The organism is Massilia sp. CT11-108 (assembly GCF_047302915.1).
GTDB lineage: Bacteria > Pseudomonadota > Gammaproteobacteria > Burkholderiales > Burkholderiaceae_D > Telluria > Telluria orientalis.
The window spans coordinates 1-26,979 of record NZ_JBKYMO010000016.1 but is presented as its reverse complement, the minus strand read 5'-3'; the positions used below and the strand labels follow the sequence as shown (position 1 = coordinate 26,979).

Below are 26,979 nucleotides of genomic sequence, written 5' to 3'. Positions count from 1 at the left end.
AATAAAATGTTTTCCTTCATCGTAAGTTTTGTCGTGTCCGCGCTGCTGACGCTCCTCGTCGTCAAGCATTCGAAATTGCACGGCCCCGCTCTCGACAATAATTTCGACGGCGTGCAGAAGGTCCATCTGCATGCGGTGGCGCGGATTGGCGGATTGCCGATCTTCCTCGCGGTGGCCCTGACCGCCGGCATTTCCGTATGGCGGGTGCCCGGCCTCGGTTATTGGCTGGTCTCGCTGCTGGGATGTTCGGGGATCGCATTCGCCGGCGGTATCGTCGAGGACTATACGGGGAAGGTGCGTCCGTCGCGCCGCCTGATATTGACGATGGTCGCCGCGTTCCTCGGCTATCTCGTGCTGGACGCGAAAATCGCGCGTCTCGATATGCCTTTCGTGAGCTGGAACCTCGATTCGCTGTGGCTGATATTGCCGCTGACCGTACTGGCCGTTGCGGGCATTGCGAACGCGGTGAATATCATCGACGGGTTCAATGGCCTGGCCAGCGTCGTCACGATCTTCATGCTGTTGTCGCTCGCTTACGTGGGCTGGCAGGTGGGCGACATGTTCGTGCTGGTGTCCGCGCTGACGGTCGCGGGTGCAACGGCCGGTTTCCTCGTCTGGAATTATCCCGTCGGCCTCATCTTCCTCGGCGACGGCGGCGCTTATTTCATCGGATTCATGCTGGGCGAACTGGCCCTGCTGCTCGTGATGCGCAATCCCCAGGTATCGACGTGGTATGCCGTCTTGCTGCTGATTTATCCGGCATTCGAAACCATATTTTCCGTTTACCGCCGAATGTTTGTGCGTGGGAAATCTCCTACCATGCCAGATGGAATCCACCTGCACAGCCTGATCTTCCGGCGTATCGTGCAATGGACCGTCGGTCGCAAAGAAGCCCGCGCGCTGATGAAAAGGAATGCGCGTACTTCGCCATACCTGTGGCTGTTTTCCCTCACTGCCGTTATCCCCGCAACCGTGTTCTCGCAAAATACGGGAATTTTGATATTCTTCTGTCTGTTGTTCATTATCAGCTACGTATGGTTGTACGCGCGTATCGTGAGATTCAAGTCGCCGCGCTGGCTGATTTGGCACAAAAAACACTGAAGAAATTTCAGTTGTAGTATATTGCGAGCATTGGTGATTATTCGATAAAATCCCTTACACCTAGACTCTACATATAAGGAATCAAGATGGATCTGTCTAATTTGTCCTTGGGCGATTTGCGCAACCTGCAGGAGCAGATCAAGCAGGAAATGAAAAAACGCGAGGTGCAGGAAGTGCAAAAGGCGCGTGAACAGATCATGGCCATCGCACAGAGCGTCGGCGTACCTTTGAAAGACCTGATCAGCGCCAGCGGCCGTGGCGGCAAATCGGCGGGTGCGAATGCCGGTTCCGTCGCCGTCCGTTATCGCAATCCGGACAATGCCTCGCAACAGTGGACCGGTCGCGGCCGCCAGCCGAAATGGGTCAAGGAATGGGTCGAAGGCGGTAAATCGATGGACAAACTGCGCGTCTGATTCCGTTTCATATCGTTCCGAGTGCGCACGTTCTGTGCGCCTCATCGCGCTTGTTTGCGCATCCAGTACACCGGTAATCCGGCCCCGGCGGCCCGGCTTGCCGTTACAATATCCCTTTTTTCCAATCCCGACCCAACCGGCGTTCGGAATGCCCGTGCGCGTGCATTCCGTTGCCCCGTCCAGCAAGGTAGATAATCCATGGTTTCTCTCTCGAAAACGATCTTCAAGGCTTATGACATCCGCGGCGTCATCGGCAGCACGCTCGATGCGGGGATCGCACGCCGCATCGGCCAGGCGTTCGGCGCCGCCGCGCTGGCCAAGGGAGAACGCACCGTGATCATCGGCCGCGACGGCCGCCTGTCCGGCCCGGAGCTGGCCAAGGCGCTGGCCGAAGGCCTGCAGGCCGCCGGCGTGGATGTCGTCGACCTGGGCATGGTCGCCACGCCGATGGTGTATTTCGCCACCAACGTGCTGGGTGCGCGCTCGGGCATCATGGTCACCGGCAGCCACAACCCGCCGGACTACAACGGCTTCAAGATGGTGCTGGCCGGCGAGGCGATCTACGGCGACGCCATCCAGGCTTTGTACCAGGCCATCGAACGCGACGACTTCCAGCCGGCCGCGCAGCAAGGTAATTACTCGACGCACGACATCAAGGCCGCCTACGTCGAACGCATCGTCGGCGACGTCAAGATCGCGCGTCCGATCAAGATCGCGGTCGACTGCGGCAACGGCGTGGCCGGCATGGTCGCCGGCGACCTGTTCCGCGCGATGGGCTGCGACGTGATCGAACTGTTCTGCGACGTGGACGGCCACTTCCCGAACCACCACCCGGATCCGGCGCACCCGGAAAACCTGCAGGACCTGATCGAATGCCTGAAGACGACGGACGCCGAGATCGGCCTCGCGTTCGATGGCGACGGCGACCGCCTGGGCGTCGTCACGAAGGATGGCCAGATCATCTTCCCGGACCGCCAGATGATGCTGTTCTCGCAGGACGTCCTGTCGCGCAATCCGGGCGCCGAGATCCTGTACGACGTGAAGTGCACGCGCCACCTGGGTCCGTGGATCGAGCAGCACGGCGGCCGTCCGCTGATGTGGAAGACGGGCCACTCGCTCGTCAAGGCCAAGCTGAAGGAAACGGGCGCGCCGCTGGGCGGCGAGATGAGCGGCCATATCTTCTGGAAGGACCGCTGGTACGGCTTCGACGATGGCCTGTACACGGGCGCGCGCCTGCTCGAGATCCTCACGCGCGAAACCGACCCGTCGGCGCTCCTCAACGGCCTGCTGATCGCGTCCAGCACGCCCGAGCTGCACCTGCACCTGCAGGAAGGCGAGAACTTCGCGCTGATCGACAAGCTGCGCGCCGAAGCGGAATTCCCGGGCGCGGACCGAATCGTCGACATCGACGGCCTGCGCGTGGAATACCCGGACGGCTTCGGCCTGGCGCGCGGCTCGAACACGACGCCCGTCGTCGTGCTGCGTTTCGAGGGCGAGAATCCGGAAGCTCTTGAGCGCATTCAGCGTGATTTTGCGCGTGTGATCCTGGCCGCCAAGCCAAACGCCAAGCTGCCGTTCTGATGAAGATCCTGCTGGTGCGGGTGTCGTCGCTGGGCGACGTCCTGCACAATCTCCCGATCGTGGCCGACATCCGGCGCCACTTTCCGGATGCCCAGGTCGACTGGGTGGTGGAAGAGGGCTACGTCAGCCTCGTGAAGCTCAACCCGTACGTGCGCAAGGTGATCCCGTTCGCGCTGCGGCGCTGGCGCAAGGGACTCGGCCAGGCGGCCGTGCGCGCGGAGCTGCGCGGCTTTTTCCGCGACCTGCGCGCCGAGCAGTACGACTACGTGTTCGACACGCAGGGCCTGATCAAGACGGGCATCGTGATGGCCTGTGCCCGCGGCAGCCAGAAGATCGGCCTGGCCAACGGCACCGAGGATTCGGGCTACGAAGGCGTCTCGCGCATCTTCCACAGCCGCAGCATCGCCGTCGAGCCGCGAACGCATGCGGTGGCGCGCGGACGCCAGGTCGTGGCCGCGGCGCTCGGCTATGCCGTCGACACGCCGCCCGATTTCGGCCTGCCGGCACCCGAAAAAAGCGCACGTCCCGCGTGGATGCCGCCGGACGACTACGCCGTGTTCTTCCACGGGACCGCGCGCGACGCGAAAAAATGGCCGACGGCGCACTGGATCGCGCTTGGCCAGGCGCTCGCGCCGATGACGATCCTGCTGCCGTGGGGCTCGCCCCGCGAGAAGGAAGAGGCCGAGCGCCTGGCGGCCGCGCTGCCGAACGCGCGCGTGCTGCCGAAACTGTCGATGATGGATGCGGTGGGGCTGGCGCGCCACGCGGCCCTGGCCGTCGGCGTCGACACGGGCCTCACGCACATCGCCGCCGCCTTCGTGCGGCCGACGGTCGAGATCTATGCCGATTCGCCGCGCTGGAAGACCGAGGGCAACTGGTCGCCGCGCATCGTCAACCTGGGCGACACCGGTACGCCGCCGTCGGTCGACGAGGTCGTGGCGGCCGCGCGGCGCCTGCTGGAGAGCCGCTGATGCGCGTGCTGTATTCGCTGATGTGGTGGCTGGCGCTGCCGCTCGTGCTGGGCCGCCTGTGGTGGCGTGGGCGCCGTGAACCCGGCTACCGCACGCATTTGGGCGAGCGCCTCGGTTTCTACGGCAGGAGACCTGAAAAGCGTCAGACCATCATGGTGCACGCCGTTTCCGTCGGCGAGACGCGCGCTGCCGAGCCCCTGATCGAGGCCCTGCTGGCCGCGCGCCCCGACGCGCGCATCCTGCTCACGCACATGACGCCCACCGGCCGCGCCACGGGCAAAGCGTTGTTCGGCAAGCATGGCGACCGCGTGATCCAGTCGTTCCTCCCGTACGACACCGGCTTCATGGTCGGCCGCTTCCTGCGCCATTTCGAGCCCGCGATCTGCATCCTGATGGAGACGGAAGTGTGGCCGAACCTGATCCACGGCTGCGCGCGACACGGCGTGCCGGTGGCGCTCGTGAATGCGCGCCTGTCCGAAAAATCGCTGCGCCGCGGCCGCAAGATCGGCACGCCGATGACGGATGCGGCCCGCGCGATCACGCTGGTGGCCGCGCAGACGGATGCGGACGCCGAACGCATCGCGTCGCTGGGCGCCCCGAAGGTCGCCGTCACGGGCAGCATCAAGTTCGACGTCGTGCCACCGCAGGCCGCGCTGGACACGGGCGCGATGCTGCGCGCGCGCTTCGCGGACCGCCCCGTGCTGCTGTGCGCGTCCACCCGCGAAGGCGAAGAGGCCCTCATCCTCGACGCGTACAAGACCCTGGACCAGCGCCCGGCGAACATGCTGCTCGTGCTGGTGCCCCGTCATCCGCAGCGCTTCGACGAGGTGGCGCGCATGGTCGAGGAACGCGGATTGAGCCTCGCACGTCGATCAAGACTGCCGGAACACGTGGACACCGACGTGCTGCTGGGCGATTCGATGGGCGAGATGTTCGCCTATTACGCCGCATGCGACTGCGCCTTCATCGGCGGCAGCCTGCTGCCGCTGGGCGGCCAGAACCTGATCGAAGCGTGCGCGCTGGGACGTCCGGTGCTGGTCGGCGAACACACCTTCAACTTCCTTCAGGCGACCGAGGAAGCCGTCGCCGCGGGCGCCGCGCTGCGCCTGCCCGATGCGTCGGCGTTGCTGCGCGCGGCCGCCGGCCTGCTCGATGACGACGACCGCCGCGCCGCCATGGGCGCCCACGCCCAGGCTTTCGCGGCCCGCCATCGCGGCGCAACAGTGCGCACTGTTGAACTCTTGCAACAAATTATCGCTTAGCTTTTGTTACCATTCTCTTTAGATTAGAAAACGAAAGGGGATGCACATGTTGTGGTCAAATCGCTCGCGAGCGGCCGGCCACTCGGATGGCGGGGCCGCGCTTTTGGACCAGCCTGACGCCGCGGATCTCGGTGCCGACGCGATGCCGGCAGCCACGATCCCGGTCGTGCATCCGCCGGCAGAACGTTACCGTCTTCATTTCTGGGTGCGTTACTCGTTCGCCGAGTACGTGCGCTTCATGTGGGAGCATGGCGGTTACCTGATCCGGCGCCGCCATATCCGCTGGCCGATGGGCGTCTATTTGCGTCTGAAAAGCACGCTGTCGGCGGCCACGCACTTCGTGCTGCTGCAGCGCGGGAAGCGCACCTACGAATTCCAGATCGACCAGCACGGCATCGTGCGCACCAGCGACACGGGCGTGAGCCTGATCGACTGGAGCGACGTGGAGCGCATCCGCACGTATTCGAGCGGCTTCATGATGATCCTGAAGCGGGGCACCCTGCCCATTCCGTTCCGGTGCCTGAACAAGGACGAGGTCAGCGCGATGCGCGGGATCGTCGAGGCGCGTGCGGCGGGCGAATTGCAGTTCCGCGCCTCGTGATAGCAAGGTCGGTGGTCACTCGTCCGGGAACAGCACCGGCATCTCCACCGACCGCTTCTTGAGCGCCGCCTTGGCGCCGTCATAATCCGGAAACACCTCGCCCACGACGGCCCAGAAGGCCGGGCTGTGGTTCATCTCGCGCAGGTGCGCCAGTTCGTGCACGACCACGTAGTCCAGCAGCGCGAGCGGATAGTGCACCAGCTTCCAGTTCAGCCGGATGTTCCCGGCCACCGTGCACGAGCCCCAGCGCGTGCCGGCCGACGAGATCGCGAACGCGTTGTACGTCACGCCCACGCGCGGCGCGTACAGGTTGAGGCGTTCGCCGAAGATCCGCTTCGCCTCGTCCTGGAACCACAGCTTCACGCGCTCGCGGATCTGCCACGTCTCCAGTCCCGGCGTCACGCCGAGGTGCAGGGTGCGCGTATCGGCATCGTGGACGCAGTGGCTGCGCGCGGCCGGCTCCAGCCGCAACGTGATGTCGGTGCCGAGGTAGGGCAGTTGCGCGCCGTCGACCCAATCCACGGGCGGACGTTCGGCGCGCAGCGCGCGGCGCTCGCCCCGTTCGAACAGCTTGGTGAGGATCCAGCGCTGCTTGGCGCGGATGGCGCGCTCGATGTCGTCCAGCGGCGCGCGGTTCGGCGACGTCACGAACAGGCCGTCGTCGCAGACCATGAAGCCGTGCGAGCGGCGCGCGGAGCGGCGCAGGACGTAGTGCACGGTGTGCGATCCGAGCTGGATCTTGCGCAGCGGCGGGTCGTTCGGACCGACGGGCGGGATGGGTAAGGTGCGGGTCGGCACCGGCGGTGCCTTGAACAGCGGGGCCGGCGGCACGGGTCTGGCCGCCGGCGTGGGCGCGGGTGTGGGCGAGGGCTTGAGCGCCGCGACGAGTTCCTGGGCAAACAGCTCCTGCTGGTTCGCGTCGATCTTGGGGGAGGTCATGGTGGGCGGCTTCGATGATGCTTGGTTCTGCGCGCCCAATTCGTTCAAGTACCTGAATAGGCGTGGGGCGAAATGACGCGCATTTCCGATTCTATCCAATTTTCGACCTCTTGCATCAGACTGTCAGCAGTGTGGTTTTCCGGCGATATCGGCTTGCCGATCGAGACGGTGATGAGGCCCGGCCGCTTGATGAACGAGTTCTTGGGCCAGCACTCACCTGAATTATGCGCGATCGGCACGACCATCGCACGAGTTTCTATCGCGAGGCGCGTCCCGCCGCTTTTGTACTGTCCTTTCTGGCCCACGGGGATGCGCGTCCCTTCGGGGAACATGATGATCGACTGGCCGTCGGCGAGGCGCGCCTTGCCGATCTTGACGACGTGGGCAAAGGCGCGCTTGCCCTTGTTGCGGTCGATCGGGATCATGCGCAGCAGCGCCATGCCCCAGCCGAAGAAGGGGATGTAGAGGATCTCCTTCTTGAAGACGTAGACGAGCGGGCGCTTCATGTTGGGCAGCATGAAGATGGTCTCCCATGCCGACTGGTGCTTCGACAGAAGGATCGCGGGCTGCTCCGGCAGGTTCTCGTAGCCCTTCACCTGGTAGCGGATGCCGCAGATGACGCGGGCGCACCAGATGATGAAGACGTTCCAGCGCGACGTGACCCAGAAACGCTTGTTGTACGGGAGCGGCGCCGCCAGGAAGCAGACGCAGGCCCACACGACGGTGGCGACGATCATGACGATCGTGAACAACAGGGAACGCAGGAACAGGGCGGCGGTACGCAAAGGCGTGGTCTCCAGGTCTGGGGTGGCGGTGGTAACGATCATGCGTTTGCAGGCGCGGACGTGGTTTTGAGGAAGGCATCGACCATGGCGGCGAGGTCGGGGAAGACCTGCGTGCCGGGCGGCAGGCCGCCCGTCTCCCGGGTCTTCTCGCCCTTGCCGGTGAGGACCAGGTAGGGCACGCAGCCGCTGATGAAGCCGGCCTGCAGGTCGCGCAGCGAATCGCCGACGGTCGGCACGCCTTTCAGGCTGAGTTTGAAGCGCTTGCTGATCTCCTCGAACATCCCGTTCTTCGGCTTGCGGCAGTCGCAGTGGTCGATGGCCGCGTGCGGGCAGAAGAAGATCGCGTCGATGTCCGCGCCGACCAGCTGGGCGCTCGCGTGCATCTTCTGGTGGATCGCGTTCAGGGTCGCGATGTCGAACAGTTCGCGCGCGATGCCCGACTGGTTCGACGCGATGACGACGCGGTAGCCGGCCTGGTTCAGGCGCGCGATCGCTTCGAGCGACCCCGGGATCGGGATCCACTCGGCGGGCGACTTGATGAACTCGGGGGAGTCATGGTTGATGACCCCGTCCCGGTCGAGGATGATCAGCTTCATTGCGCTTACGCCGCCAGTTTCGAGATGTCGGCCACGCGGTTCATCATGCGGTGCAGGATGGACAGCAGGGCCAGGCGGTTGTTGCGCAGGGCGACGTCGTCGGCCATCACCATCACGTCGTTGAAGAACGCATCGACGTCGTCGCGCAGTTGCGCGAGCGTCTTCAGGGTGCCCGTGAAGTCGCCGCGCTCGAACGCCGCGTCGACGTCAGGCTGTACGCGCTGCACGCTCGCATACAGCGTCTTCTCCGCGGCATCCTGCAGCAGGGCCGGATCGACGTTTCCTGCCTGGGCCAGCGCCTCTTCGTTCTTCTTGAGGATGTTCGAGATGCGCTTGTTGGCGGCAGCCAGCGACGCGCTTTCCGGCAGCGCGGCGAAGGCCTGCACGGCTTCCAGGCGCTGCACGACGTCGTCCACGCGGTCCGGGTTCTGCGCCAGCACGGCTTCCACCTCGTTCGGCGCGAAGCCGCGGTCGCGCAGCAGGCCGCGCAGGCGGTCCAGCATGAAGGCCGTGACTTCCGCCGTCGGGTCCTTGAACGTCGGCATGTAGTCGAACACGCCGGCGGCATCCGTCAAGAGGTCGGACAGCGCGAGCGGCAGGCGCTTCTCGACCAGCATGCGCATCACGCCCAGCGCGTGGCGGCGCAGCGCGAACGGGTCTTTCTCGCCGGTCGGCTGCAGGCCGATCGACCAGATGCCGACGAGGGTTTCCAGTTTGTCGGCCAGCGCGACGGCCAGGCCGGTGTTCGTCGTCGGCAGCGCGTCGCCCGAGAAGCGCGGCTGGTAATGCTCGGACGCGGCCAGTGCCACTTCCTCGTGCTCGCCGTCGTTGCGGGCGTAATACGTGCCCATGATGCCTTGCAGTTCCGGGAACTCGCCGACCATGTCGGTCAGCAGGTCGGCCTTCGCCAGCTGCGCGCCGCGTTCGGCCAGCAGCACGTCGTAGCCGAGGCGGCGGGCGATGGCGCCGGCCAGGCGCGTGACGCGCTGCGTGCGCTCGGCCTGCGTGCCCAGCTTGTTGTGGTAGACGACGTTCGCCAGCAGCGGCAGGCGCGATTCCAGCGACTTCTTCTTGTCCTGCTCGAAGAAGAATTTTGCATCCGACAGGCGCGGGCGCACGACGCGCTCGTTGCCGCCGATGATGGCGGAGGGGTCGTCGGTCGCGAGGTTCGAGACGATCAGGAAGCGCGAGCGCAGCTTGCCGTTCGTATCCGTCAGCGCGAAGTACTTCTGGTTCGTCTGCATCGTCAGGATCAGGCATTCCTGCGGTACGGACAAGAACACGTCTTCGAACTGGCATTCGTAGACGACGGGCCATTCGACCAGCGCCGCCACTTCATCCAGCAGGGATTCCGGCATCAGCACCTGGTCGCCGCCGGCCTTGGCCAGCAGCTGGGTGCGGATCGATTCCTTGCGTTCCTCGGCATTGGCGACGACCTTGCCGAAGACCTTGAGCAGTTCGTTGTAGGCGTCCGCATGGCCGATATCGAAGGCGTGGCCGTTCGACAGGAAGCGGTGGCCGAGCGTGCTGCGGCCGGCCTTGAGGCCCAGCAGCGACAGCGGCACGATGGTCTCGCCGTGCAGCGCCAGCAGCGTGTGCACGGGGCGCACGAACTGCACGGTGGCGCCGTCCGGACGCTGGTAGCTCATCACCTTCGGGATCGGCAGTTTGGCGACCGTCTCTTCCAGCACCGGCTGCAGGCCCTCGGCGAGGCCCACGCCCGGCGCGGTGTACGTGTAGAAGAAGCTCTCGGCCTTGCCGTCCTGGGCGCGTTCGAGGTCGCTGGCTTTGAGGTCGGGGAAGCCGAGGGCGGCCAGTTTCTTGGCCAGCGGCGCGGTCGGGTTGCCGTCCTTGTCGAGGGCGACGGTCACCGGCAGGATCTTCTCGCGGATGGTCTTGTCGGCCGACGTGGCGCGCACGTTGGTGATCGAGACGGCCAGGCGGCGCGGCGTGGCGTAGGTGGTGACGACGCTGTCGGCGTCCAGGAAATCACGGGCCTTCAGGCCGTTCGCGATACCGTTGGCGAAAGCGGCGCCCAGTTTCACGAGCGCCTTCGGTGGCAGCTCTTCGGTCTGCAGTTCGACGAGTAATGTCTGATTCATGGTGATGTGATTTCTGTTCTCAGGCCGCTTGTTCAACCTTGGGGAGCATCGGGAAGCCCAGCTTCTCGCGCGAGTCGTAATAGGCCTGGGCGACGAGGCGCGACAGGGTGCGCACGCGGCCGATGTAGGCGGCGCGCTCGGTGACGGAGATCGCGCCGCGCGCATCCAGCAGGTTGAAGCTGTGCGAGGCCTTCATGATCTGCTCGTACGCGGGCAGCGTGAGCGCCAGTTCGATCAGGCGCTTGGCTTCGCTCTCGTGGTTATTGAAGGCCTGGAACAGCAGGTCCGTGTTCGAGTGTTCGAAGTTGTAGGTCGACTGCTCGACTTCGTTCTGGTGGAAGACGTCGCCGTACGACAGCGATTTTTTCTCGCCGTTCTCTTCCCACTCGGTCCACACGAGGTCGTACACGTTCTCGACGCCCTGCAGGTACATCGCCAGGCGCTCGATGCCGTACGTGATCTCGCCCAGCACCGGCTTGCAATCGAGGCCGCCGACCTGCTGGAAGTACGTGAACTGGGTAACTTCCATGCCGTTCAGCCAGACTTCCCAGCCGAGGCCCCAGGCGCCCAGGGTCGGGCTTTCCCAGTCGTCCTCGACGAAGCGCACGTCGTTCTTTTTCAGGTCCAGGCCCAGCGCTTCCAGGGAACCCAGGTACAGGTCCAGGATGTTTTCCGGCGCCGGCTTCAGCACGACCTGGTACTGGTAATAGTGCTGCAGGCGGTTCGGGTTCTCGCCGTAGCGGCCATCCTTCGGGCGGCGCGACGGCTGCACGTAGGCGGCGCGCCACGGTTCCGGTCCGATCGCGCGCAGGAAGGTGCCAGTGTGGAAGGTGCCCGCGCCGACTTCCATGTCGTACGGCTGGAGCAGGGCGCAACCCTGCTTGTCCCAGTAGGTTTGCAAGGTCAGAATGATTTGTTGGAATGTGAGCATCTTGTTGGCTTCGCGCGCACGGGGCGCGAACACGGTGAGTTTGCTAAAACACCAATTCTAGCGGGTTTTACGGAATGGCTTGAAGTGAATCGCTCGCTATTTTAGCCGGTCGTCCGCCGTTGCCGTCCGGCGAGCCAGGCGCCGGCCAGCAGCAAAGCGCCCAGCGCGAGGAACAGCAGGTTGCCGAAGCGGATGTACGGCGTGCTGCCGGCCATGCCCTGCACCGTCGCCGCCAGCGTACCCTGGCTGTAGAACGGCAGCAGCGCGGCGACGTTGCCGCGGCCGTCGATGACGGCGGTGGCGCCGTTGTTCGTGGCGCGCAGCATCGGGCGGCCCGTCTCGAGACTGCGCATGCGCGAGATCTGCAGGTGCTGCGGAATGGCGGTCGACTCGCCGTACCATGCCAGGTTCGACACGTTCAGCAGCACGGTGGCCGGCCGCGCCTGCGACCGCAGGTTCTTCGCGATTTCTTCGCCGAACACGTCTTCGTAGCAGACGTTCGGCAGCACCAGCTGGTCCTTGACGGCGAACGGCGCCTGCACGTCCGGGCCGCGCGTGAAATCGCCCAGCGGGATCTGCATCAGGTCCGTGAACCAGCGGAAGCCCGTCGGGATGAATTCGCCGAACGGCACCAGGTGGTTCTTGTCGTAGCGGTAGGACTGCCCCTGCGGGCCGATGCCCGCCACGCTGTTCGCGTACACGGTCATGCTGTCGGCCAGCGGGATCCCGAACAGGAACGCGCTGCCCGTCCTGGCCGCATAGTCGCGGAAGGTCTGCAGGTACCCGGGCGGGAGCTGGTTCGGGAACACGGGGATCGCCGTCTCCGGCGCCGCGATCAGGTCGGCCGGCGCGGCCGTCATCATGTCGCGGTAGCGCGCGAGGATCATGCCCAGGTGCTCGGCGCTGAATTTTTCGTCCTGGCGGATGTTCCCCTGCACGAGGCGCACGCTGAGCGGCTTGCCGGCAGGTGCGGTCCACGCGACGTGCTTCAGGCCCCAGCCGGCCAGCAGCAGCGCGGCGAACAGGCCCATGGCGGGGAGCCGGCGGCGCTGGGTCAGCATCACGATGCACGCCGAGCACACCGCGACCAGCACGCCGATGCCGTACACGCCGAGGATCGGCGCGAAGCCGGCGAGGGGCGCCGTCACGTGCGCATAGCCGGACGCCGCCCAGGGAAAACCGGTAAAGACCCAGCCGCGCATCCATTCGGAGACGCCCCAGCAGGCGGGGAACACGAGCAGCAGGAAGGCGGGGACGGGCAGCGACCAGCGCTTGCGCAGCCACGACGACACGCCCGCCGCGAACGCGCCGAACAGGCCCATGTAAAGGCCCAGCAGGGCGATGGCGATGGCGGACAGCGGCGCGGCGAGGCCGCCGAAGCGGTTCAGCGCAATATACAGCCAGTGCATGCCGGCCACGGACCAGCCGAAGCCGAATGCCCAGCCGAGGAACACGGCCCGCTTTACGGAACTGCCCATGCCGACCTGGTAGAACAAATAGGCGAGCGACAGGAACTGGACAGGCCACCAGCCGAACGGTTCGAACGAGAACAGGCTCAGGGCGCCGGCCAGCGCCGCGACGGCGAGGCCGGTAACGCTCGGCCGCGTGCCGCGCAGCGCGGGATCGGGCGCCACGGCGGGCTTGCGGCGGCGCCGCAGGTTCAGGCTGGATTCAATCAATGCTGGGGGCCCCGCGTCAATCGTGTTCGTCGTCGACGGCCGGGAGTTTTTCCACCAGCAGCACGTGGATCTGGCGCGCATCGGCGCGCAGCACTTCGAAGCGCAGGTTCTCGAGGTCGAACACCTCGCCCTTGTGCGGCATGCGGCCGAGGTGGCTGGCCACGAGGCCGCCGATGGTGTCGACGTCGTCCTCGGGCAGGTCGACGCCGATCTCTTCGTTGAACTGCTCGATCTCCGTCAGCGCCTTCACGCGCCAGCGCGAGCCGTGCTGGCCTTCCTTGATGGAGAGGATGTTGTCTTCTTCCTCGTCGAAGTCGTACTCGTCCTCGATGTCGCCGACGATCTGTTCCAGCACGTCCTCGATGGTGATCAGGCCGGCCACGCCGCTGTATTCGTCGACGACGATGGCCATGTGGTTGTGGTTCGCGCGGAAGTCGCGCAGCAGCACGTTCAGGCGTTTCGATTCCGGGATGAAGATCGCCGGGCGCAGCATGTCGCGCACGTCGAACGATTCTTCCGCGTAGTAGCGCAACAGGTCCTTGGCGAGCAGGATGCCGACCACCTTGTCGCGCTCGCCCTCGATGGCGGGGAAGCGCGAGTGAGCCGTTTCCAGCACGATGGGCAGCCATTCCTCGATCGGCTTGGTGATGTCGATCACGTCCATCTGGGAGCGCGGGATCATGATGTCGCGCACCGACAGGTCGGACACCTGGAACACGCCCTCGATCATGGAGAGCGCGTCGGCGTCGATGAGGTTGCGTTCGTGGGCGTCGTGCAGAACTTCCAGCAGTTCGGCGCGGTTTTCGGGCTCGGGGGAAATCAGTGCGGTCAACCGTTCGAACAGCGACCGGTGGGTTTTAACGTCCGAACGGACGTCAGCAGGGTGCTCGGGCATAGTTGGCGTGAAGCCGTTGTTGCGATGGGCCATAGGATACACCAAAAGCCGGAATGCCTGATTTTTATGCAGACATCCACGTTCAAGCAGCCGTGCGCCATTGCTGCTAGGCTTCGTCCTATAGTTGCTCATTCGCTAAGGAAAGGAATCGCCATGCCCGCCTTGAACGTCAACGGCACCACCACCAACCTCGATGTCCCCGACGACATGCCCCTGCTGTGGGCCCTGCGCGACGTGATGGGGCTCACCGGCACGAAGTTCGGCTGCGGCGTCGCCCTGTGCGGCGCCTGCACCGTGCACCTGGACGGCCAGGCCATCCGCTCGTGCGTGACCCCCGTGTCGGCCGCGGCCGGCAAGAAGATCACGACCATCGAGGCGATCGGCAACGACCCGGTCGGGGCGAAGGTGCAGGATGCGTGGCGCAAGATCGACGTCGTCCAGTGCGGGTATTGCCAGTCGGGCCAGATCATGTCCGCCACCGCGCTGCTGCACGCGACGCCGAAGCCGGGCGACGCCGACATCGACAACGCCATGGCCGGCAATATCTGCCGCTGCGGTACGTACAACCGCATTCGCAAGGCGATCAAGATCGCATCGGGGCAGGCATGAAAGGGGATGACCGCATGGAACAGATCTCGAGCAAACGCCGCCAGCTGCTGAAAGCGGGCGGCGTGGCCGGTGGCGGCCTGCTGTTCGGCTTCTCGCTGTTCGGCTGTACGAAACAGGGCGACGCGCCGGCCAACGACCGCAAGGAACCGCCGTCCGAGAAGGCCGTCGGCCAGGCGTCGACCGCGATGACGAACGAGCAGCCGGGCCTCGCGCACGACGCGTTCATCCGCATCGACCGCGAAGGCATCGTCACCCTCATCATCCACAAGGTCGAGATGGGGCAGGGCACGTTCACCTCGCTGCCGCAGCTGCTGGCCGAGGAACTGGGTGCCGATCTGTCGAAAGTGAAGCTGGAGCAGGCGCCCGCGAACAATTCGCTGTACGCGGACGCTCTTTTGGGCGGCCAGGTGACGGGCGGCTCGACCTCGATCCGCGCGACCTACAAACCGCTGCGCGAAGCGGGTGCCAAAGTCCGCACGGTGCTCGTGCAGGCCGCCGCGAAGAACTGGAACGTCGAGCCGGGCGACCTGAAAGTCGTGGGCGGGACGATCCGCCACGAGGCGTCGAACCGGCAGGTGCACTTCGGCGAAGTCGCGGAAGCCGCGTCGAAGCTGACGTTCCCGGCCGAGGTCAAGCTGAAGGATCCGGCCCAGTTCACGCTGGTCGGCAAGGCGATCAAGCGCCTCGATTCGCCCGCGAAGGTGAACGGTTCCGCGCAGTTCGGCATCGACGCGCGCCTGCCCAACATGGGCATCGCGGCCGTGGCGGCGTCACCCGTCCTGGGCGGCAAGGTCGCCGCCGTCGACGAGCAGAAGGCGCTGGCCGTGAAAGGCGTGCGCCAGGTGCTGCGCATCGAGGGCGCGGTGGCCGTCGTGGCGGATCACTTCTGGGCCGCGAAACAGGGGCTGCTGGCGGCGGCGCCGCGCTTCGACGATGGTCCGAACGCCAACGTCAGCACGGCCGGCATCGTCGCGGACATGATGAAGGTGTCGCAGAACACGGGTGCCATCGCCGCCGACAAGGGCGATGCCCTGAAGGCGCTGGACTCCGGGCCGGGGCGGCGCATCGACGTCATCTACGAAGTCCCGTTCCTCGCGCACGCGACGATGGAACCGATGAACTGCACGGTCGACCTGAAAACCGACGGCTGCGACATCTGGGTCGGCACGCAGGTCCCGGCGCTGGCGCAGGGCGCGGCCGCGAAGATCACGGGCCTGCCGCTCGAGAAGGTCCGCGTCCATAACCACTACATCGGCGGCGGCTTCGGGCGCCGGCTGGAAGTCGACAACGTGATCCAGGCCGTGGAATTCGCCAAGCTGGCCAAGGGGCCGCTGAAGATCGTCTGGACCCGCGAGGAAGACATCCAGCACGACATGTATCGCCCCTATTACGTCGACCGCATGTCGGCGCGCATCGACGACAAGGGCATGCCCGTGGCGTGGTTCCACCGTGTGACCGGGTCGTCGATCATGGCGCGCTTCGCGCCGCCGATGGTCAAGAACGGCGTCGACCCGGATGCGGTGGAAGCGGCGGCCGACATCCAGTATTCGATCCCGGCGATCCGCGTCGAATACGTGCGGCACGAGCCGCCGGGCCTCGCGACCGCGTTCTGGCGCGGGGTCGGCCCCACGCACAACGTGTTCGTCGTCGAGAGCTTCATCGACGAGCTGGCGTACGCGAGCAAGACGGACCCCGTCGCGTTCCGCCGTGCGCTGCTGCAGAAATCGCCGCGCACGCTGGCCGTGCTGAACCTGGCGGCCGAGAAGGCCGGCTGGGGCAAACCGCTGAAACCGATCGCGGGCCGCAAGCTGGGACGGGGCGTGTCGACGCAGTTCGCGTTCGGCAGCTACATGGCGCAGGTGGCGGAAGTGTCCGTCGGGCCGGACGGCGACGTGCGCGTGCACCGCGTCGTGTGCGCGGTCGACTGCGGCCAGAACGTCAATCCCGACACCATCGTCGCGCAGATGGAGGGCGGCATCGTGTTCGGCGCCAGCGCGGCGCTGTGGGACGAGGTGACGGTCGAGAAGGGGCGGGTGCAGCAGTCGAACTTCTCCGACTACCGCGTGATGCGCATGCCGGAATCGCCGGCGGTGGAAGTCCATATCGTGAACAGCCACGACGATCCGGGCGGGATCGGCGAGCCGGGGACCGCGGGGATCGCGCCGGCACTGGCGAATGCGGTGTTTGCGGCGACCGGGAAGCGGGTGCGCAAGCTGCCGATCGGGGAGCAGCTGAAGAAGGCATAACGTCGTCGTCCCCGCGCAGGCGGGGACCCATGCTGAGCCAATGTGGACGCGACGTATGGGTTCCCGCTTTCGCGGGAACGACGGTGTTCAAGCTATTCGTTTTCCTCATACGGATCCGGATACCCCAGCGCTTCCATGATGTCGCGCTCGAGCTGTTCCATCTCCTCCGCTTCCTCGTCCGTCTCGTGATCGAAGCCCTGCGCGTGCAGCACCCCGTGCACGACGAGGTGCGCCGCGTGTTCCTCGACCGTCTTCTTCTGCTCGTCCGCTTCGCGCTGCAGCACGTCCGTGCACAGGACGATGTCGGCCTGCGTCGGCTCGTCGTCGGCGATTTCCGCGCCCTCGTTGTACGCGAAGGTGAGCACGTTGGTGGCGTAGTCCTTGCCGCGGTATTCGCGGTTCAGCGTCTGGCCTTCCTCGGCGTCGACGAAGCGGATCGCCAGCTCGGCCGGGCCGAGGAGGGCGCCACGCACCCAGCGCTCCACCAGTTCGGGCGTGATATCCGCTTCGAGGCGGGTGTCGGGGTACTGGACGTCCAGTTCGAGGTTATGCTTTTTTTCTTGCATGGCGGGTAGCGGCTGGTTTGGTCAAAGTGCCCGGGAGTGCGCCGAGTTCCTGCATCGACGCGGCCTTTTCGTAGGCGTCGACGATGCGGGCCACCATCGGGTGGCGCACGACGTCGGCGCTGGAGAACTGGGTAAACGCGATGCCGCGCACGTCCTTCAAGACGTGCATGGCGTCGACGAGGCCGCTGCGCTGCGTCTTGTGCAGGTCGACCTGGGTGACGTCGCCCGTGACGACGGCCTTGCTGCCGAAGCCGATGCGGGTCAGGAACATCTTCATCTGTTCGGCCGTCGTGTTCTGCGCTTCATCGAGGATCACGAACGCGTGATTCAGGGTGCGGCCGCGCATGAACGCGAGCGGCGCGATCTCGATCACCTGTTTCTCGAACAGCTTCTGCGTGCGGTCGAAGCCGAGCAGGTCGTACAGCGCGTCGTACAGCGGGCGCAGATACGGGTCGACCTTCTGCGCGAAGTCGCCCGGGAGGAAGCCCAGGCGCTCGCCCGCTTCCACGGCCGGACGCGTCAGGATGATGCGCTTGACGGCGTCGCGTTCGAGGGCGTCGACGGCGCAGGCGACGGCAAGATAGGTCTTGCCGGTGCCGGCCGGGCCGATGCCGAAGCTGATGTCGTGTTCGAGCACGGCCTTCAGGTACTGGATCTGGTGCGGCGTGCGGCCGCGCAGGTCGTGGCGCCGCGTCTTGAGCATCGGGCTGACCAGTTCCTCGTCGTCGACCTCGTCGGCTTCTTCCGTGACGGAGGCGCCGGGTTCCTTCGGCGGCGGCGCTTCGGCGTCGGCGGACTTGGGCTTCAGCCCGGCGCGCTGTTCGACCAGCGCCAGCTGCACTTCCTCGATCGGCACGACCTTGTCGGCCACCGCGTAGAAGCGTTCGAGCAGCTCGACGGCGCGTTCGGCATTGGTCCCGCTGACGATGAATTTCTCGCCGCGCCGGAAAATGGTCACGTCGAGGGCGGCCGAGATCTGGCGCAGGTTTTCGTCGAGCGGGCCGCAGAGGTGGGCGAGCCGCGTGTTATCGAGCGGCTCGGGGAAGAAGTACGAAGGCTGGGTAGGCGTTTTCAACTGGCTTTGGCAATCGTATCAATGCGGGCGACCAGGTCGCCGCGCAGGGTGTAATCCAGGCTCTCGGTGATGCGCACGTCGACCAGCTGGCCGATGAGCGCATCGCTGTCGTCGCCCGGGAAGAAGTTGACGACTCGGTTGTTCTCGGACCGCCCCTGGAGTTCTCCGCCGCCTTTTTTGGACGGGCCTTCCACCAGGATGCGCTGCACGGTGCCGACCATGCTTGCGCTGGTCTTGCGGGTGTTGGCGTCGATCTGCGCCTGCAGGCGTTGCAGGCGCGCGAGCTTGACCTCGTGCGGGGTGTCGTCCGCCAGGTTGGCGGCCGGGGTGCCGGGGCGCTTGCTGAAGATGAAGGAAAAGCTGTTGTCGAAGCCGACATCTTCGACGAGCTTCATCATCGCTTCGAAATCGGCGTCCGTCTCGCCCGGGAAGCCGACGATGAAGTCGGACGAGATCGAGATGTCGGGCCGCACCGCCTTGATGCGGCGGATGATCGATTTGTATTCCAGGCCCGTGTAGCCGCGCTTCATCGCCTGCAGGATGCGGTCGGAGCCGTGCTGCACGGGCAGGTACAGGTGGTTCACCAACTGCGGAATCTTCGCGTACGCGTCGATCAGGCGCTGGGTGAATTCCTTCGGATGGCTGGTGACGAAGCGCAGGCGCTCGATGCCGGGGATCTCGGCCACGTATTCCAGCAGCAGCGCAAAATCGGCGATTTCGCCCGACTCCATCGCGCCGCGGTAGGCGTTCACGTTCTGCCCCAGCAGCATGATTTCCTTGACGCCCTGCGCGGCCAGGCCGGCGACTTCCGTCAGCACGTCCTCGAAGCGGCGCGAGACTTCCTCGCCGCGGGTGTACGGCACCACGCAGTAGCTGCAGTATTTGCTGCAGCCTTCCATGATCGACACGTAGGCGACCGGACCCTCGACCTTGGCCGGGGGCAGGTGGTCGAACTTTTCGATCTCCGGGAAGCTGATGTCGACCTGGGCCGCGCCCGTGTGGCGGCGCAGCTGGATCATCTGCGGCAGGCGGTGCAAGGTCTGCGGGCCGAACACCATGTCCACGTGCGGCGCGCGCTTGACGATGGCTTCGCCTTCCTGCGACGCCACGCAGCCGCCCACGCCGATGATCAGGTCGGGCTTGGCGCGCTTGAGTTCCTTCAGTCGGCCGAGGTCGGAAAACACCTTTTCCTGCGCTTTTTCGCGCACGGAGCAGGTGTTGAACAGGATCACGTCGGCATCATCCGGCGTGTCGGTACGTACGAGCCCATCGGACGCGCCCAGCACGTCCGCCATCTTGTCCGAGTCGTACTCGTTCATTTGGCAACCGAAGGTCTTGATGAATACTTTTTTCTGCATGGAATGCTTCTAAGTGCTGATGCTTTGACAAGTGGAATGCAGTTTACCGTAAATCGGAAACACGCCGAAAAAGCGGTGCGTGGGGCCGTGCGCGTCGACATTCGGTGCTGCGCGGAATTCAAGATTTTCTGATGGCAACAATTCTACAGTCGGTTACATTGTTAAATCTTGAATTTTTCTTTCTAGCTGTTATCTTTAAAGTTGCCGATTCGACTTGAATTAGTTTCTTCTTGTAAATCAAGGAGATCGTGTAGCTCGGCAATTGCAAAATTAGTCCAAAAAAACACTTGCGTGCGCCACAATTTGTCACCATGTGCTGAAATGACTATGTGACAAGCTTTCCACAGGTTAGCTTGATTTCGGCCAATGAATTTCGTGCTCAGGTCGAGTGTGAGCCCGACATATGAGTTTGATAATTTGTCCGAAAGACAAGTGCATGTGGGAAGCGGGGAGTGCAAAAACCGCAGCGGCGACGGCAGTTCGGTCGCGGCGCCCGGACAGGGTTCCAACGCTGCATTCGTTTTTCGCTTCCCGCCAAGGGAGCGCACGCGGTCCGGAGATGCGCCGGCCGATATGTCAGGTGGATGCCTGGTCAGTCGGTCTCGCAATCCGGGAACTTATGTTGATGAAACTTAGTCATTAAACACGGTTCGTAAGAGAACTATTTTAACCATTTACGAGGTCATCATGGCACATCACGCTTTGTCATCACAGGAAAGCTACAACCCGAACCACCTGCTGGACATTCTGCTGGGCAAGATGCAGCTGAAGAACGACGCTGCGCTGTCGCGCATGCTGGAAGTCGCTCCGCCGGTGATCAGCAAGATCCGCCACCACCGCCTGCCGGTCGGCGCCTCGCTGCTGATCCGCATGCACGAAGTGACCGGCATGAGCATCCGCGACCTGCGTGACCTGATGGGCGATCGCCGCACCAAATATCGCCTGTCGGATGCCCAGGGCCGCCCGAAGCCTGAGGAAAAAGCTGCACAGCAAGCTGCTCAGCAGGCTGCGCAACAGCAACAAGCTCAGTCGCAAGCTCAGCCAGCGCAATCGAACGACGCATCGTCTTCGACAAAGCCGTCGGGAAACTATGCGCACTGATGCCGCAGGCATGACAGCCGGTCCTGTCATGCCTTCGGACAGACCCGGCAGCGAAGCAACCCTTCGCTGCCGTCACGATCGATCATCCTGGGCTTGATCGGCCCTTTTCAAGCCATCAGGATGGTCGACATTTCGCCGAACTGCAGTTCCGTTTCGCGGAACAGGTGCAGATAGGCTTCTTCATTCAATCCCATCGCATCCCAGGCCACGCTGGATACGCGCGGCACCAGTTCCTCGTCGTCGCCGGCCAGGTCGAGTGCGTGCACGATGGCGTTGGCCACGTGCACGATCGTTGCCAGGAACCCCGCGCCGTGGATGTCGGGCGCGTGGTGGTACGCGATCGCCTGGCGCATGGTGCTCGAGAAATTCCAGTGGTCGGCCAGTGCGACCCCCGCGTCGACGTGGTCGATACCGAGGACCGCCTGTTCGGCGTCCTGCCAGTCGCCGCCGTGGTGCGCGTGCCAGGCCACGACCTGGGCATAGGCGTCCGGATGACCGGTCACCAGCACGAGCCGGCCGATGTCATGCAGCAGACCGGCCGTGAAGGCGATGTCCTGGTTGAAACGCATCCGGCGCGCCAACGCACGGGCGCACGCGGCCGTGGCGATCGAATGGCGCCAGAACGCCTTGTCGTGGAAGCCCTCGCAGCGTCCGCTCGGGAAGCAACCCGTGATGGCGGCCGCCGTGATCAGGTTGCGCGTCGTCTGGAAGCCGAGGAACGTGATGGCTTGCTGGATCGTCGTGACCTTCACTTGCAGGCCATACGTCGAGGAATTGGCCAGACGCAACGTTTTTGCGGTCAAGGCCTGGTCGTACGACACTTTTTTTGCCAGCACCGAGATGTCGATGTCTTCCTGCTCTATGCTGCTGAGCAATTCCATGACGACGGCGGGCAGCGACGGCAAGTCTTGCACGCCGGCGGCCAGTTGTTCGGGTGTCAGGCGGTTCATGGGTTCACCTCGCGCTGCAGGCGGTAGTCTTCCACGTAGCGCCGCAGGATCCCGGTGGCCCAGTCGCCGAGGTCGTCGCGGTCGTGCTTGCGGAAGATGTGATCGAGCCGTGCCTGGACCGCTTCCGGATCGATGGGCAGCGGTTCGGGTGTCGCCTGGAGGATCGGCAACATGTCGATGCCATGCCGTCCCAGCGACGCCAGCATGGATTCGGTCAGCACAATGCCCTGTGCCAGTAACACATTGCCTTTCCCGTCGCGCACGACGTCGGACAACACCATGCCCGGTCGGGTCTCGGCCAGCGGCGTCAGGTGGAAAGGACCGCTCATGCTTCCCTCATTTAATTTAATTTTTACAATGGATTGAATATTACCATCCGGTAAGGAGGGTGTGAGCGCCTGCGGGCCCCGGTGTTGTAAGCCGGTGTCTTAATGCTTATCTAATTCGGGCGCCGTACCATGCCTGGATGACTAGAAAACGCTACATTGTTTTATTAAGAGGCGTAAATGTCGGGCGGGCGAAACGCATCGCCATGGCCGACCTGCGCAAGCTGATCGCGGATCTCGGCTACGAACACGTGCGAAGTCTCCTCAACAGCGGCAACGTCGTGTTCACCGGTCCGGCCAAGCCACATGACACGGTCGCGGCCGAAATCGAGGAAGCGCTCGTGCTCAAGCTCGGTGTCGCATCCCGCACCGTCGTGCTCAGTTGCGATGACCTCGATGCGATCATTGCTTCCAATCCCTTGCTCGACCAGGCAACGGACCATTCCCGCCTGCTGACGTTCATTCTCGCCGGACCCCATTCGCGCGAGGCCGTCGAAACGCTGTGCGGCCAGGACTGGCGGCCGGGGGCGATGGCGCTGGGCGAGCGCGCGGCCTATGTCTGGTGCCCGGAGGGCATTCTCGACAGTCCGGTCGTGGCCGCACTGGGCAAGAAACTGGGCGATGCGACGACAACGCGCAATTGGGCGACGCTGAGCAAACTCCATACGCTGTGCCAGGAATTGCCGGCCTGAGCTGCAAACCAGGAAAAACGGCGCCTTGCGGCGCCGTCGATCAACATTTCCGCGTCATGCGGAAAAGTCTTTCTTTTCCTTATTTGAATTTCTCGCTGCTGTCACGGCTGGCCCGGTAACCGATCAGGATCAGGCCGACCAGCATCATGGCAAACACTTCCGGTTCCGGAAGTTCGGACATCGAAGGGGAAGGCGGCGCCACCACTTCGTTGTGATTTACCGTCGACAGATCGGTCACGCCCCGCATGCGCAGCACGGCGTGACTGTTGTCGAGGTCAATGGCGGCAGCCTGGACGGCGCCACCCATCAAGAGACTGAGCGTTGCGGCAAGTGCGTATCGTTTCACGGTCATTCCTTATCCATGCATCGTCTGACTGTGGGGTACGTAATCCGCATGACCGTTGGCGGCGTCATGCGGATGATCCCAGCATAGCAAAAATGCGCCATGCATTGCGTCCGTTACGTGCCGTTAAAGCACGATAAACAGATGGCAAAATTAATCATTTTTAAATAAAACAAATGCAATTAATTAATCGATTGGCTATTGATAAAACGCTAAATACGAGACAACTTATTGCGATTTATTTATTGAATGTATGGGATGGACAATGAAATCTGATGTCAATTTGATCAGCCGTGTTGCGATTCAAAATTTTTTCACCGCACGGTATACACGTCGCTTTTCTTTGCGAGTATAGTCTCCATATCCCCATTGCCTTCGGGCATCAAAACAATATCAAACGCACACGTTTGAATACCCCGCGGTCCCCGCACCGCCGCCTTTCGCGTCCGCTCGGCACTCCGGAAGGCACGTAATAACACATGCCGTATCACGCACCTTCGACCTTGTAAGAGTACCGATATGCCCAATTTTGCTCGACTTCAAATTGCTTTTAAGAATGTTTATGTCCGGATTCTGACCGCCGTACTGCTCGGCGTGCTGACGGGCTGGGCAATCTACAAGGCCGATATCCCGCAAGATCCGTCGCCGGTCGTCTACTCGCAGAATATCTCCGAGATCACCCAGCTGGCTGCCCAGAAGGATCGTCTCGACTACCTGCTCGTCGCGAAGCCGCTGTCGGATTCGCCGCGCTATATCTACAAGTACAAGGATGCGCCGCAACTGCACGTGGTGAAGGTGCCGAGCACGTCGCACCTGTCGCTGGAGCGCGAAGTGCTGCTGAAGAACGCCATCCCGTATTCGATCGCCAAGGATGAATACCTGGCGTCGCACAAGGCCGTCCTGCAGGACGAAGGCGAAGGCGTCGGTGCCGACATCGTCGACTTCCTGAAGCGCCATGCGCTCGACATCACGGTGCTGCTGGTGATCCTGTACGCCATGAAATTCGGTATCCCGGGCATGGGCATGAGCAGCCAGATGATCACGCCGGACAAGCTGAAGGGCAGCCTGGACGACCTGATCGGCATGGAAGACATCAAGCAGGAAGTGCTGCACCTGGAAGACATGATCCGCAACCGCGAGTTGTACAAAGAGCACAACATCGACAAGCCGTTCAACGTCATGCTGACGGGGCCGGCCGGTACCGGTAAAACCAAGCTGGTGGGCTACCTGGCCAAGCGCCTCGACATCCCGCTGATCCAGGCGTCCGGCTCGGCGCTGGAATCGGGCTACGTCGGCGGCGGTTCGAAGGCGCTGAACGCCCTGTACCGCAAGGCGTCGGGCAAGGGCCGCTGCATCATCTTCCTGGATGAAGCGCAAAGCCTGTTCATGCCGCGCGGCCGCAGCGAAAAGAAATGGGAAGACGACACCGCCAACACCCTGCTGGGCCTGCTGGACGGCGTCAAGAGCGACAAGGGCCAGGGCGTGATCTGGGTCGTGGCCTCGAACTTCGACGATGCGTCGACGGACATGGACGAAGCCATGCTGCGCCGCTTCTCCGTGAAGATCAATTTCCGCCTGCCGAACAAGGGCGAGCGCAAGGAACTCCTGCGCAGCTTCCTGTCACGCAAGAAAGAAGGTCTCGTGGACTGGAACGACCTCGATCTGGACCAGGTCGCGGAAATCACCCAGAACCTGAGCCCGGCACTGCTGGAGACCGTGGTCGAGCGCGCGTCGATGATTTCGATCCAGGAAAAGGCGATCATCAATACCGATTTGCTGTTCCGTGCCTACGAGCGTGCCACGATCGGCCTGACCGACCGCGCCACGACGGCCGAGAAGCTCAAGCAGCGCGAGCGCATCGCCGTGCACGAACTGGGCCACTTCTTCATGCAGATCGACCCGTTCCTGCGCGCCGGCATGAGCCTGAGCGAGGTCAAGGAAAAGTCGCATCTGCTGAAGATCAGCACGGAAGCGGTGTCCAAGATCGGTGCGCTGGGTTATGTGCTGCAGTCCGGTGAGGACATGTCGCTGCGCACGCTGGAAGAACTGGAGCGCGACGTGATCGGCCTGTACGGCGGCGTCGCGGCGGAGGAATTGTTCTACGGCGCACGCGGTATCTCGGTGGGTAGCCAGAACGACATCGAAAAGATCACGAAGATGCTGAGCCTGATGGTTGGCCGCCTGTCGATGTATTCGCGCGCCAAGATCGACTACAGCCAGCTGCAGAACGACGCGTCGGGCGAGCACACGCTGCGCCAGGTCGAGGAGAAATCGGACGAGCTCTATAACTACACGCTGAATTCGATCCGCGACTACGAAGAGGTGATCGTGTCGATCAAGGACACGCTGCTGGAGCAGTACGTGCTGTCGAAGGATGCCGTGTTCGCCCTGCTGGAAGAGCACCAGGACGCGCTGATGGCCGGCCTGAACGCGCCGCGTCACGCCAGCCTGAAGCTGTGCGCCGAAGAGGCAGCAGTGGCCTGAAAAGGTTTGGTGGTAGGGCACCTCGAAAAACCGTCGCGAGCGGCAGCAGATTTTGTTGAGAAGCGCAGCTGTACGAGAGTACAGCGAGCATCGCAGACGGAATCTGCAACGCGTAGCAGGTTTTTCGACGTGCCCGGTTGTTTGATGGTCTTGAGGTGATACTCAAGTTAATGCGGCGGACAGCGATGTCCGCCGTTTTTTTTATTCCGGCTTTTGCACGACGCGGATCTTGCCGCTGCCCCCACCGCCGCAATAAAAACGGTCGACGCCGTCGGACTCGAGACCGGATACCAGCACGCCGGGCGGCATGTCGACGGTTTGCAGCACGTCGCCCGTGCGCGGATCGACCCGGCGCAGGTCGCTCTGTTCGTTTTCCCAGGTCGCGTGCCACAGCTCGCCGTTCAGCCACGTCACCCCCGTGACGAAGCGCTTCGATTCGATCGTGTGCAGGATCGCGCCGGTCTCCGGATCGAGGCGGTGGATCTTGCGCGCGCGGTGCTGGCCGATCCACAGCGAGCCTTCGGCCCACGTAAGGCCCGCGCCGCCGCCTTCCGGCGTCGGGATGCTCGACAGGACCGTGCCTGTAGCCGGGTCGATCTTCTGGATGCGGCTGTCCGCGATCTGGTACAGGTAGCGGCCGTCGAAGGCCGTGCCTGCATGCGCCTGGACGGCAAGTGAGCGGCGCAGTTCGCCGCTGGCCGGATCGACGGCATTCACGTGGTCGCCGGACGCGAACCACAGTTGCTTGCCGTCGAAGGAGACGCCGTGCACGCCGGGCTTGTTGTCGTAGGGTCCGTATTCGCGGACGATGTGGGCGGTTGTCGTTTTCATGCGGTCATTCTAGGGAACGCCGAGTGCGGTCGGGAGTAACAAAGTTGTCGCGAAACCGGGCAACGGCAGCATCGACCAGCGGCGCGCGCGGCCCTGGCCGAACGCCTGGATCTTGCCGCTTCCCGCCAGCGCTTCCAGCGAACGCTGGATGGTGCGCTGGCTCGTGCCCAGTGCCAGCGCGAGCGCGGAACTGGACCACGCCTCGCCGTCCGCCAGCAGGGCCAGCACGGACGCGTGCTCGTCCGGATGGCGGATGCGGAAGGCGGCCAGTATCAACGTGTCGCGCGCGGCATCCTGCGGCCAGGCCTCGGCCAGCGTGCGGACCAGCGCGAACAGGATCGGGCGCCGGGCCAGCGGGATAGCCGTGCCGAGGTGGTGCACGGCGTTCAAACAGCCGTCGACGACTAGTGCCGTGGACGACATCAGCCGCTCCACCTCGTCGAGCAGTACGTCGCGCGGGCCTTCCGGCGTGACGAGCCGCGCCGCCGGCGCATCGAGCAGGCGCGCGGCCCATTCGATCTCGGCGCCCAGCGCGGCGACAG

General features: G+C 64.0%; 25 protein-coding genes and 1 pseudogene. 11 read left to right on the top strand and 15 right to left on the bottom strand.

Annotated features, from left to right (window positions below):
• Positions 1 to 6: 6 nt before the first annotated feature.
• From ACEN88_RS03515 to ACEN88_RS03490, 6 genes are all read left to right on the top strand, one after another.
• Positions 7 to 1,101 carry a glycosyltransferase family 4 protein gene (locus ACEN88_RS03515; protein ID WP_413337415.1) on the top strand — a complete coding sequence of 365 codons (1,095 nt, stop codon included), beginning with the start codon at positions 7 to 9 and terminating at the stop codon, positions 1,099 to 1,101.
• An 86-nt stretch (positions 1,102 to 1,187) separates the two neighbouring features.
• Positions 1,188 to 1,514, top strand: coding sequence for an H-NS family nucleoid-associated regulatory protein (locus ACEN88_RS03510; RefSeq protein WP_056130024.1), 327 nt, complete (start codon positions 1,188 to 1,190; stop codon positions 1,512 to 1,514).
• A 198-nt stretch (positions 1,515 to 1,712) separates the two neighbouring features.
• The gene (locus ACEN88_RS03505; RefSeq protein ID WP_413337414.1) at positions 1,713 to 3,095 is read left to right on the top strand and encodes a phosphomannomutase/phosphoglucomutase; all 1,383 of its coding nucleotides are present in this window, start codon (positions 1,713 to 1,715) and stop codon (positions 3,093 to 3,095) included.
• Positions 3,095 to 4,066: a lipopolysaccharide heptosyltransferase I gene (gene waaC / locus ACEN88_RS03500; protein ID WP_413337413.1), complete on the top strand. Its 972-nt coding sequence runs from the start codon at positions 3,095 to 3,097 to the stop codon at positions 4,064 to 4,066. The genes ACEN88_RS03505 and waaC overlap by 1 nt, the downstream gene beginning before the upstream one ends.
• Complete coding sequence (gene waaA / locus ACEN88_RS03495; protein ID WP_413337412.1) at positions 4,066 to 5,328, top strand: lipid IV(A) 3-deoxy-D-manno-octulosonic acid transferase; 1,263 nt, start codon at positions 4,066 to 4,068, stop codon at positions 5,326 to 5,328. Before waaC ends, waaA begins: the two co-directional genes overlap by 1 nt.
• 103 nt (positions 5,329 to 5,431) lie before the next feature.
• Positions 5,432 to 5,929, top strand: coding sequence for a YcxB family protein (locus ACEN88_RS03490; RefSeq protein WP_413337411.1), 498 nt, complete (start codon positions 5,432 to 5,434; stop codon positions 5,927 to 5,929).
• Between the two features lie 15 nt (positions 5,930 to 5,944).
• Here the strand turns inward: ACEN88_RS03490 and ACEN88_RS03485 are convergent, their stop codons facing one another.
• From ACEN88_RS03485 to ACEN88_RS03455, 7 genes are all read right to left on the bottom strand, one after another.
• Complete coding sequence (locus ACEN88_RS03485) at positions 5,945 to 6,868, bottom strand: M48 family metallopeptidase (protein ID WP_413337410.1); 924 nt, start codon at positions 6,866 to 6,868, stop codon at positions 5,945 to 5,947.
• A gap of 44 nt (positions 6,869 to 6,912) precedes the next feature.
• A complete protein-coding gene (locus ACEN88_RS03480; RefSeq protein WP_413337409.1) occupies positions 6,913 to 7,695 on the bottom strand; it encodes a lysophospholipid acyltransferase family protein in 783 nt (260 codons plus the stop codon).
• Positions 7,692 to 8,249 carry a D-glycero-beta-D-manno-heptose 1,7-bisphosphate 7-phosphatase gene (gene gmhB / locus ACEN88_RS03475; protein ID WP_413337408.1) on the bottom strand — a complete coding sequence of 186 codons (558 nt, stop codon included), beginning with the start codon at positions 8,247 to 8,249 and terminating at the stop codon, positions 7,692 to 7,694. Before gmhB ends, ACEN88_RS03480 begins: the two co-directional genes overlap by 4 nt.
• Positions 8,250 to 8,254: 5 nt before the next feature.
• Positions 8,255 to 10,351, bottom strand: a complete 2,097-nt coding sequence (gene glyS / locus ACEN88_RS03470) for a glycine--tRNA ligase subunit beta (protein ID WP_413337407.1) — start codon at positions 10,349 to 10,351, stop codon at positions 8,255 to 8,257.
• Positions 10,352 to 10,370: 19 nt separating this feature from the next.
• Positions 10,371 to 11,282 carry a glycine--tRNA ligase subunit alpha gene (glyQ, locus tag ACEN88_RS03465; protein ID WP_413337406.1) on the bottom strand — a complete coding sequence of 304 codons (912 nt, stop codon included), beginning with the start codon at positions 11,280 to 11,282 and terminating at the stop codon, positions 10,371 to 10,373.
• A gap of 101 nt (positions 11,283 to 11,383) precedes the next feature.
• Entirely contained in the window at positions 11,384 to 12,961 is a 1,578-nt protein-coding gene (gene lnt, locus ACEN88_RS03460) for an apolipoprotein N-acyltransferase (protein WP_413337405.1), read from the bottom strand.
• A 16-nt stretch (positions 12,962 to 12,977) separates the two neighbouring features.
• Positions 12,978 to 13,856, bottom strand: a complete 879-nt coding sequence (locus ACEN88_RS03455) for an HlyC/CorC family transporter (RefSeq protein WP_259450082.1) — start codon at positions 13,854 to 13,856, stop codon at positions 12,978 to 12,980.
• Between the two features lie 153 nt (positions 13,857 to 14,009).
• On the opposite strand from ACEN88_RS03455, the gene ACEN88_RS03450 reads away from it, so the two are divergent.
• Together ACEN88_RS03450 and ACEN88_RS03445 are read left to right on the top strand one after the other, a co-directional pair.
• Positions 14,010 to 14,465, top strand: a complete 456-nt coding sequence (locus ACEN88_RS03450; RefSeq protein ID WP_036235621.1) for a (2Fe-2S)-binding protein — start codon at positions 14,010 to 14,012, stop codon at positions 14,463 to 14,465.
• A gap of 14 nt (positions 14,466 to 14,479) precedes the next feature.
• Complete coding sequence (locus ACEN88_RS03445) at positions 14,480 to 16,711, top strand: molybdopterin cofactor-binding domain-containing protein (protein ID WP_413337404.1); 2,232 nt, start codon at positions 14,480 to 14,482, stop codon at positions 16,709 to 16,711.
• 92 nt (positions 16,712 to 16,803) lie between these two features.
• Here the strand turns inward: ACEN88_RS03445 and ybeY are convergent, their stop codons facing one another.
• Genes ybeY through miaB form a run of 3 tightly spaced genes read right to left on the bottom strand, consistent with a single transcriptional unit; the run spans position 16,804 to position 19,710 of the window.
• The gene (gene ybeY / locus ACEN88_RS03440) at positions 16,804 to 17,277 is read right to left on the bottom strand and encodes an rRNA maturation RNase YbeY (RefSeq protein ID WP_413337402.1); all 474 of its coding nucleotides are present in this window, start codon (positions 17,275 to 17,277) and stop codon (positions 16,804 to 16,806) included.
• Positions 17,258 to 18,352 (bottom strand): PhoH family protein, encoded by a 1,095-nt coding sequence (locus ACEN88_RS03435; RefSeq protein ID WP_413337401.1) that lies wholly within the window; start codon positions 18,350 to 18,352, stop codon positions 17,258 to 17,260. The genes ybeY and ACEN88_RS03435 overlap by 20 nt, the downstream gene beginning before the upstream one ends.
• Positions 18,349 to 19,710 carry a tRNA (N6-isopentenyl adenosine(37)-C2)-methylthiotransferase MiaB gene (miaB, locus tag ACEN88_RS03430; RefSeq protein ID WP_413337400.1) on the bottom strand — a complete coding sequence of 454 codons (1,362 nt, stop codon included), beginning with the start codon at positions 19,708 to 19,710 and terminating at the stop codon, positions 18,349 to 18,351. Before miaB ends, ACEN88_RS03435 begins: the two co-directional genes overlap by 4 nt.
• Before the next feature lie 687 nt (positions 19,711 to 20,397).
• Here miaB and ACEN88_RS03425 point away from each other — a divergent pair.
• Positions 20,398 to 20,811 carry a hypothetical protein gene (locus ACEN88_RS03425; RefSeq protein WP_413337399.1) on the top strand — a complete coding sequence of 138 codons (414 nt, stop codon included), beginning with the start codon at positions 20,398 to 20,400 and terminating at the stop codon, positions 20,809 to 20,811.
• 107 nt (positions 20,812 to 20,918) lie between these two features.
• Here the strand turns inward: ACEN88_RS03425 and ACEN88_RS03420 are convergent, their stop codons facing one another.
• Complete coding sequence (locus ACEN88_RS03420) at positions 20,919 to 21,761, bottom strand: HDOD domain-containing protein (RefSeq protein ID WP_413337398.1); 843 nt, start codon at positions 21,759 to 21,761, stop codon at positions 20,919 to 20,921.
• Positions 21,758 to 22,090: a hypothetical protein gene (locus tag ACEN88_RS03415; protein WP_413337397.1), complete on the bottom strand. Its 333-nt coding sequence runs from the start codon at positions 22,088 to 22,090 to the stop codon at positions 21,758 to 21,760. The genes ACEN88_RS03420 and ACEN88_RS03415 overlap by 4 nt, the downstream gene beginning before the upstream one ends.
• 137 nt (positions 22,091 to 22,227) lie before the next feature.
• On the opposite strand from ACEN88_RS03415, the gene ACEN88_RS03410 reads away from it, so the two are divergent.
• The gene (locus tag ACEN88_RS03410; protein WP_056130069.1) at positions 22,228 to 22,779 is read left to right on the top strand and encodes a DUF1697 domain-containing protein; all 552 of its coding nucleotides are present in this window, start codon (positions 22,228 to 22,230) and stop codon (positions 22,777 to 22,779) included.
• Positions 22,780 to 22,858: 79 nt separating this feature from the next.
• Here the strand turns inward: ACEN88_RS03410 and ACEN88_RS03405 are convergent, their stop codons facing one another.
• A complete protein-coding gene (locus ACEN88_RS03405; RefSeq protein WP_413337396.1) occupies positions 22,859 to 23,131 on the bottom strand; it encodes a hypothetical protein in 273 nt (90 codons plus the stop codon).
• Positions 23,132 to 23,641: 510 nt separating this feature from the next.
• Between ACEN88_RS03405 and ACEN88_RS03400 the strand changes: the two genes are divergently transcribed.
• The gene (locus tag ACEN88_RS03400) at positions 23,642 to 25,606 is read left to right on the top strand and encodes an AAA family ATPase (RefSeq protein WP_413337395.1); all 1,965 of its coding nucleotides are present in this window, start codon (positions 23,642 to 23,644) and stop codon (positions 25,604 to 25,606) included.
• A gap of 201 nt (positions 25,607 to 25,807) precedes the next feature.
• On the opposite strand, the gene ACEN88_RS03395 is transcribed toward ACEN88_RS03400, so the two are convergent.
• Together ACEN88_RS03395 and ACEN88_RS03390 are read right to left on the bottom strand one after the other, a co-directional pair.
• A complete protein-coding gene (locus ACEN88_RS03395) occupies positions 25,808 to 26,437 on the bottom strand; it encodes a glutaminyl-peptide cyclotransferase (RefSeq protein ID WP_413337394.1) in 630 nt (209 codons plus the stop codon).
• Between the two features lie 9 nt (positions 26,438 to 26,446).
• A pseudogene (locus ACEN88_RS03390) lies at positions 26,447 to 26,979 on the bottom strand (helix-turn-helix domain-containing protein); the annotation flags it as partial.

Excerpts from the sequence above, each read along its gene's own strand:
- glyQ (WP_413337406.1), bottom strand. The coding sequence starts at position 11,282 with ATGCTCACATTCCAACAAATCATTCTGACCTTGCAAACCTACTGGGAC.
- miaB (WP_413337400.1), bottom strand. The coding sequence starts at position 19,710 with ATGCAGAAAAAAGTATTCATCAAGACCTTCGGTTGCCAAATGAACGAG.
- ACEN88_RS03420 (WP_413337398.1), bottom strand. The coding sequence starts at position 21,761 with ATGAACCGCCTGACACCCGAACAACTGGCCGCCGGCGTGCAAGACTTG.
- ACEN88_RS03515 (WP_413337415.1), top strand. The coding sequence starts at position 7 with ATGTTTTCCTTCATCGTAAGTTTTGTCGTGTCCGCGCTGCTGACGCTC.
- glyS (WP_413337407.1), bottom strand. The coding sequence starts at position 10,351 with ATGAATCAGACATTACTCGTCGAACTGCAGACCGAAGAGCTGCCACCG.
- ACEN88_RS03480 (WP_413337409.1), bottom strand. The coding sequence starts at position 7,695 with ATGATCGTTACCACCGCCACCCCAGACCTGGAGACCACGCCTTTGCGT.
- ybeY (WP_413337402.1), bottom strand. The coding sequence starts at position 17,277 with ATGCAAGAAAAAAAGCATAACCTCGAACTGGACGTCCAGTACCCCGAC.
- ACEN88_RS03445 (WP_413337404.1), top strand. The coding sequence starts at position 14,480 with ATGGAACAGATCTCGAGCAAACGCCGCCAGCTGCTGAAAGCGGGCGGC.
- ACEN88_RS03395 (WP_413337394.1), bottom strand. The coding sequence starts at position 26,437 with ATGAAAACGACAACCGCCCACATCGTCCGCGAATACGGACCCTACGAC.
- ACEN88_RS03410 (WP_056130069.1), top strand. The coding sequence starts at position 22,228 with ATGACTAGAAAACGCTACATTGTTTTATTAAGAGGCGTAAATGTCGGG.
- ACEN88_RS03510 (WP_056130024.1), top strand. The coding sequence starts at position 1,188 with ATGGATCTGTCTAATTTGTCCTTGGGCGATTTGCGCAACCTGCAGGAG.
- ACEN88_RS03485 (WP_413337410.1), bottom strand. The coding sequence starts at position 6,868 with ATGACCTCCCCCAAGATCGACGCGAACCAGCAGGAGCTGTTTGCCCAG.
- waaC (WP_413337413.1), top strand. The coding sequence starts at position 3,095 with ATGAAGATCCTGCTGGTGCGGGTGTCGTCGCTGGGCGACGTCCTGCAC.
- ACEN88_RS03425 (WP_413337399.1), top strand. The coding sequence starts at position 20,398 with ATGGCACATCACGCTTTGTCATCACAGGAAAGCTACAACCCGAACCAC.
- waaA (WP_413337412.1), top strand. The coding sequence starts at position 4,066 with ATGCGCGTGCTGTATTCGCTGATGTGGTGGCTGGCGCTGCCGCTCGTG.
- ACEN88_RS03455 (WP_259450082.1), bottom strand. The coding sequence starts at position 13,856 with ATGCCCGAGCACCCTGCTGACGTCCGTTCGGACGTTAAAACCCACCGG.
- ACEN88_RS03505 (WP_413337414.1), top strand. The coding sequence starts at position 1,713 with ATGGTTTCTCTCTCGAAAACGATCTTCAAGGCTTATGACATCCGCGGC.
- ACEN88_RS03405 (WP_413337396.1), bottom strand. The coding sequence starts at position 23,131 with ATGACCGTGAAACGATACGCACTTGCCGCAACGCTCAGTCTCTTGATG.
- ACEN88_RS03415 (WP_413337397.1), bottom strand. The coding sequence starts at position 22,090 with ATGAGCGGTCCTTTCCACCTGACGCCGCTGGCCGAGACCCGACCGGGC.
- gmhB (WP_413337408.1), bottom strand. The coding sequence starts at position 8,249 with ATGAAGCTGATCATCCTCGACCGGGACGGGGTCATCAACCATGACTCC.
- ACEN88_RS03400 (WP_413337395.1), top strand. The coding sequence starts at position 23,642 with ATGCCCAATTTTGCTCGACTTCAAATTGCTTTTAAGAATGTTTATGTC.
- ACEN88_RS03450 (WP_036235621.1), top strand. The coding sequence starts at position 14,010 with ATGCCCGCCTTGAACGTCAACGGCACCACCACCAACCTCGATGTCCCC.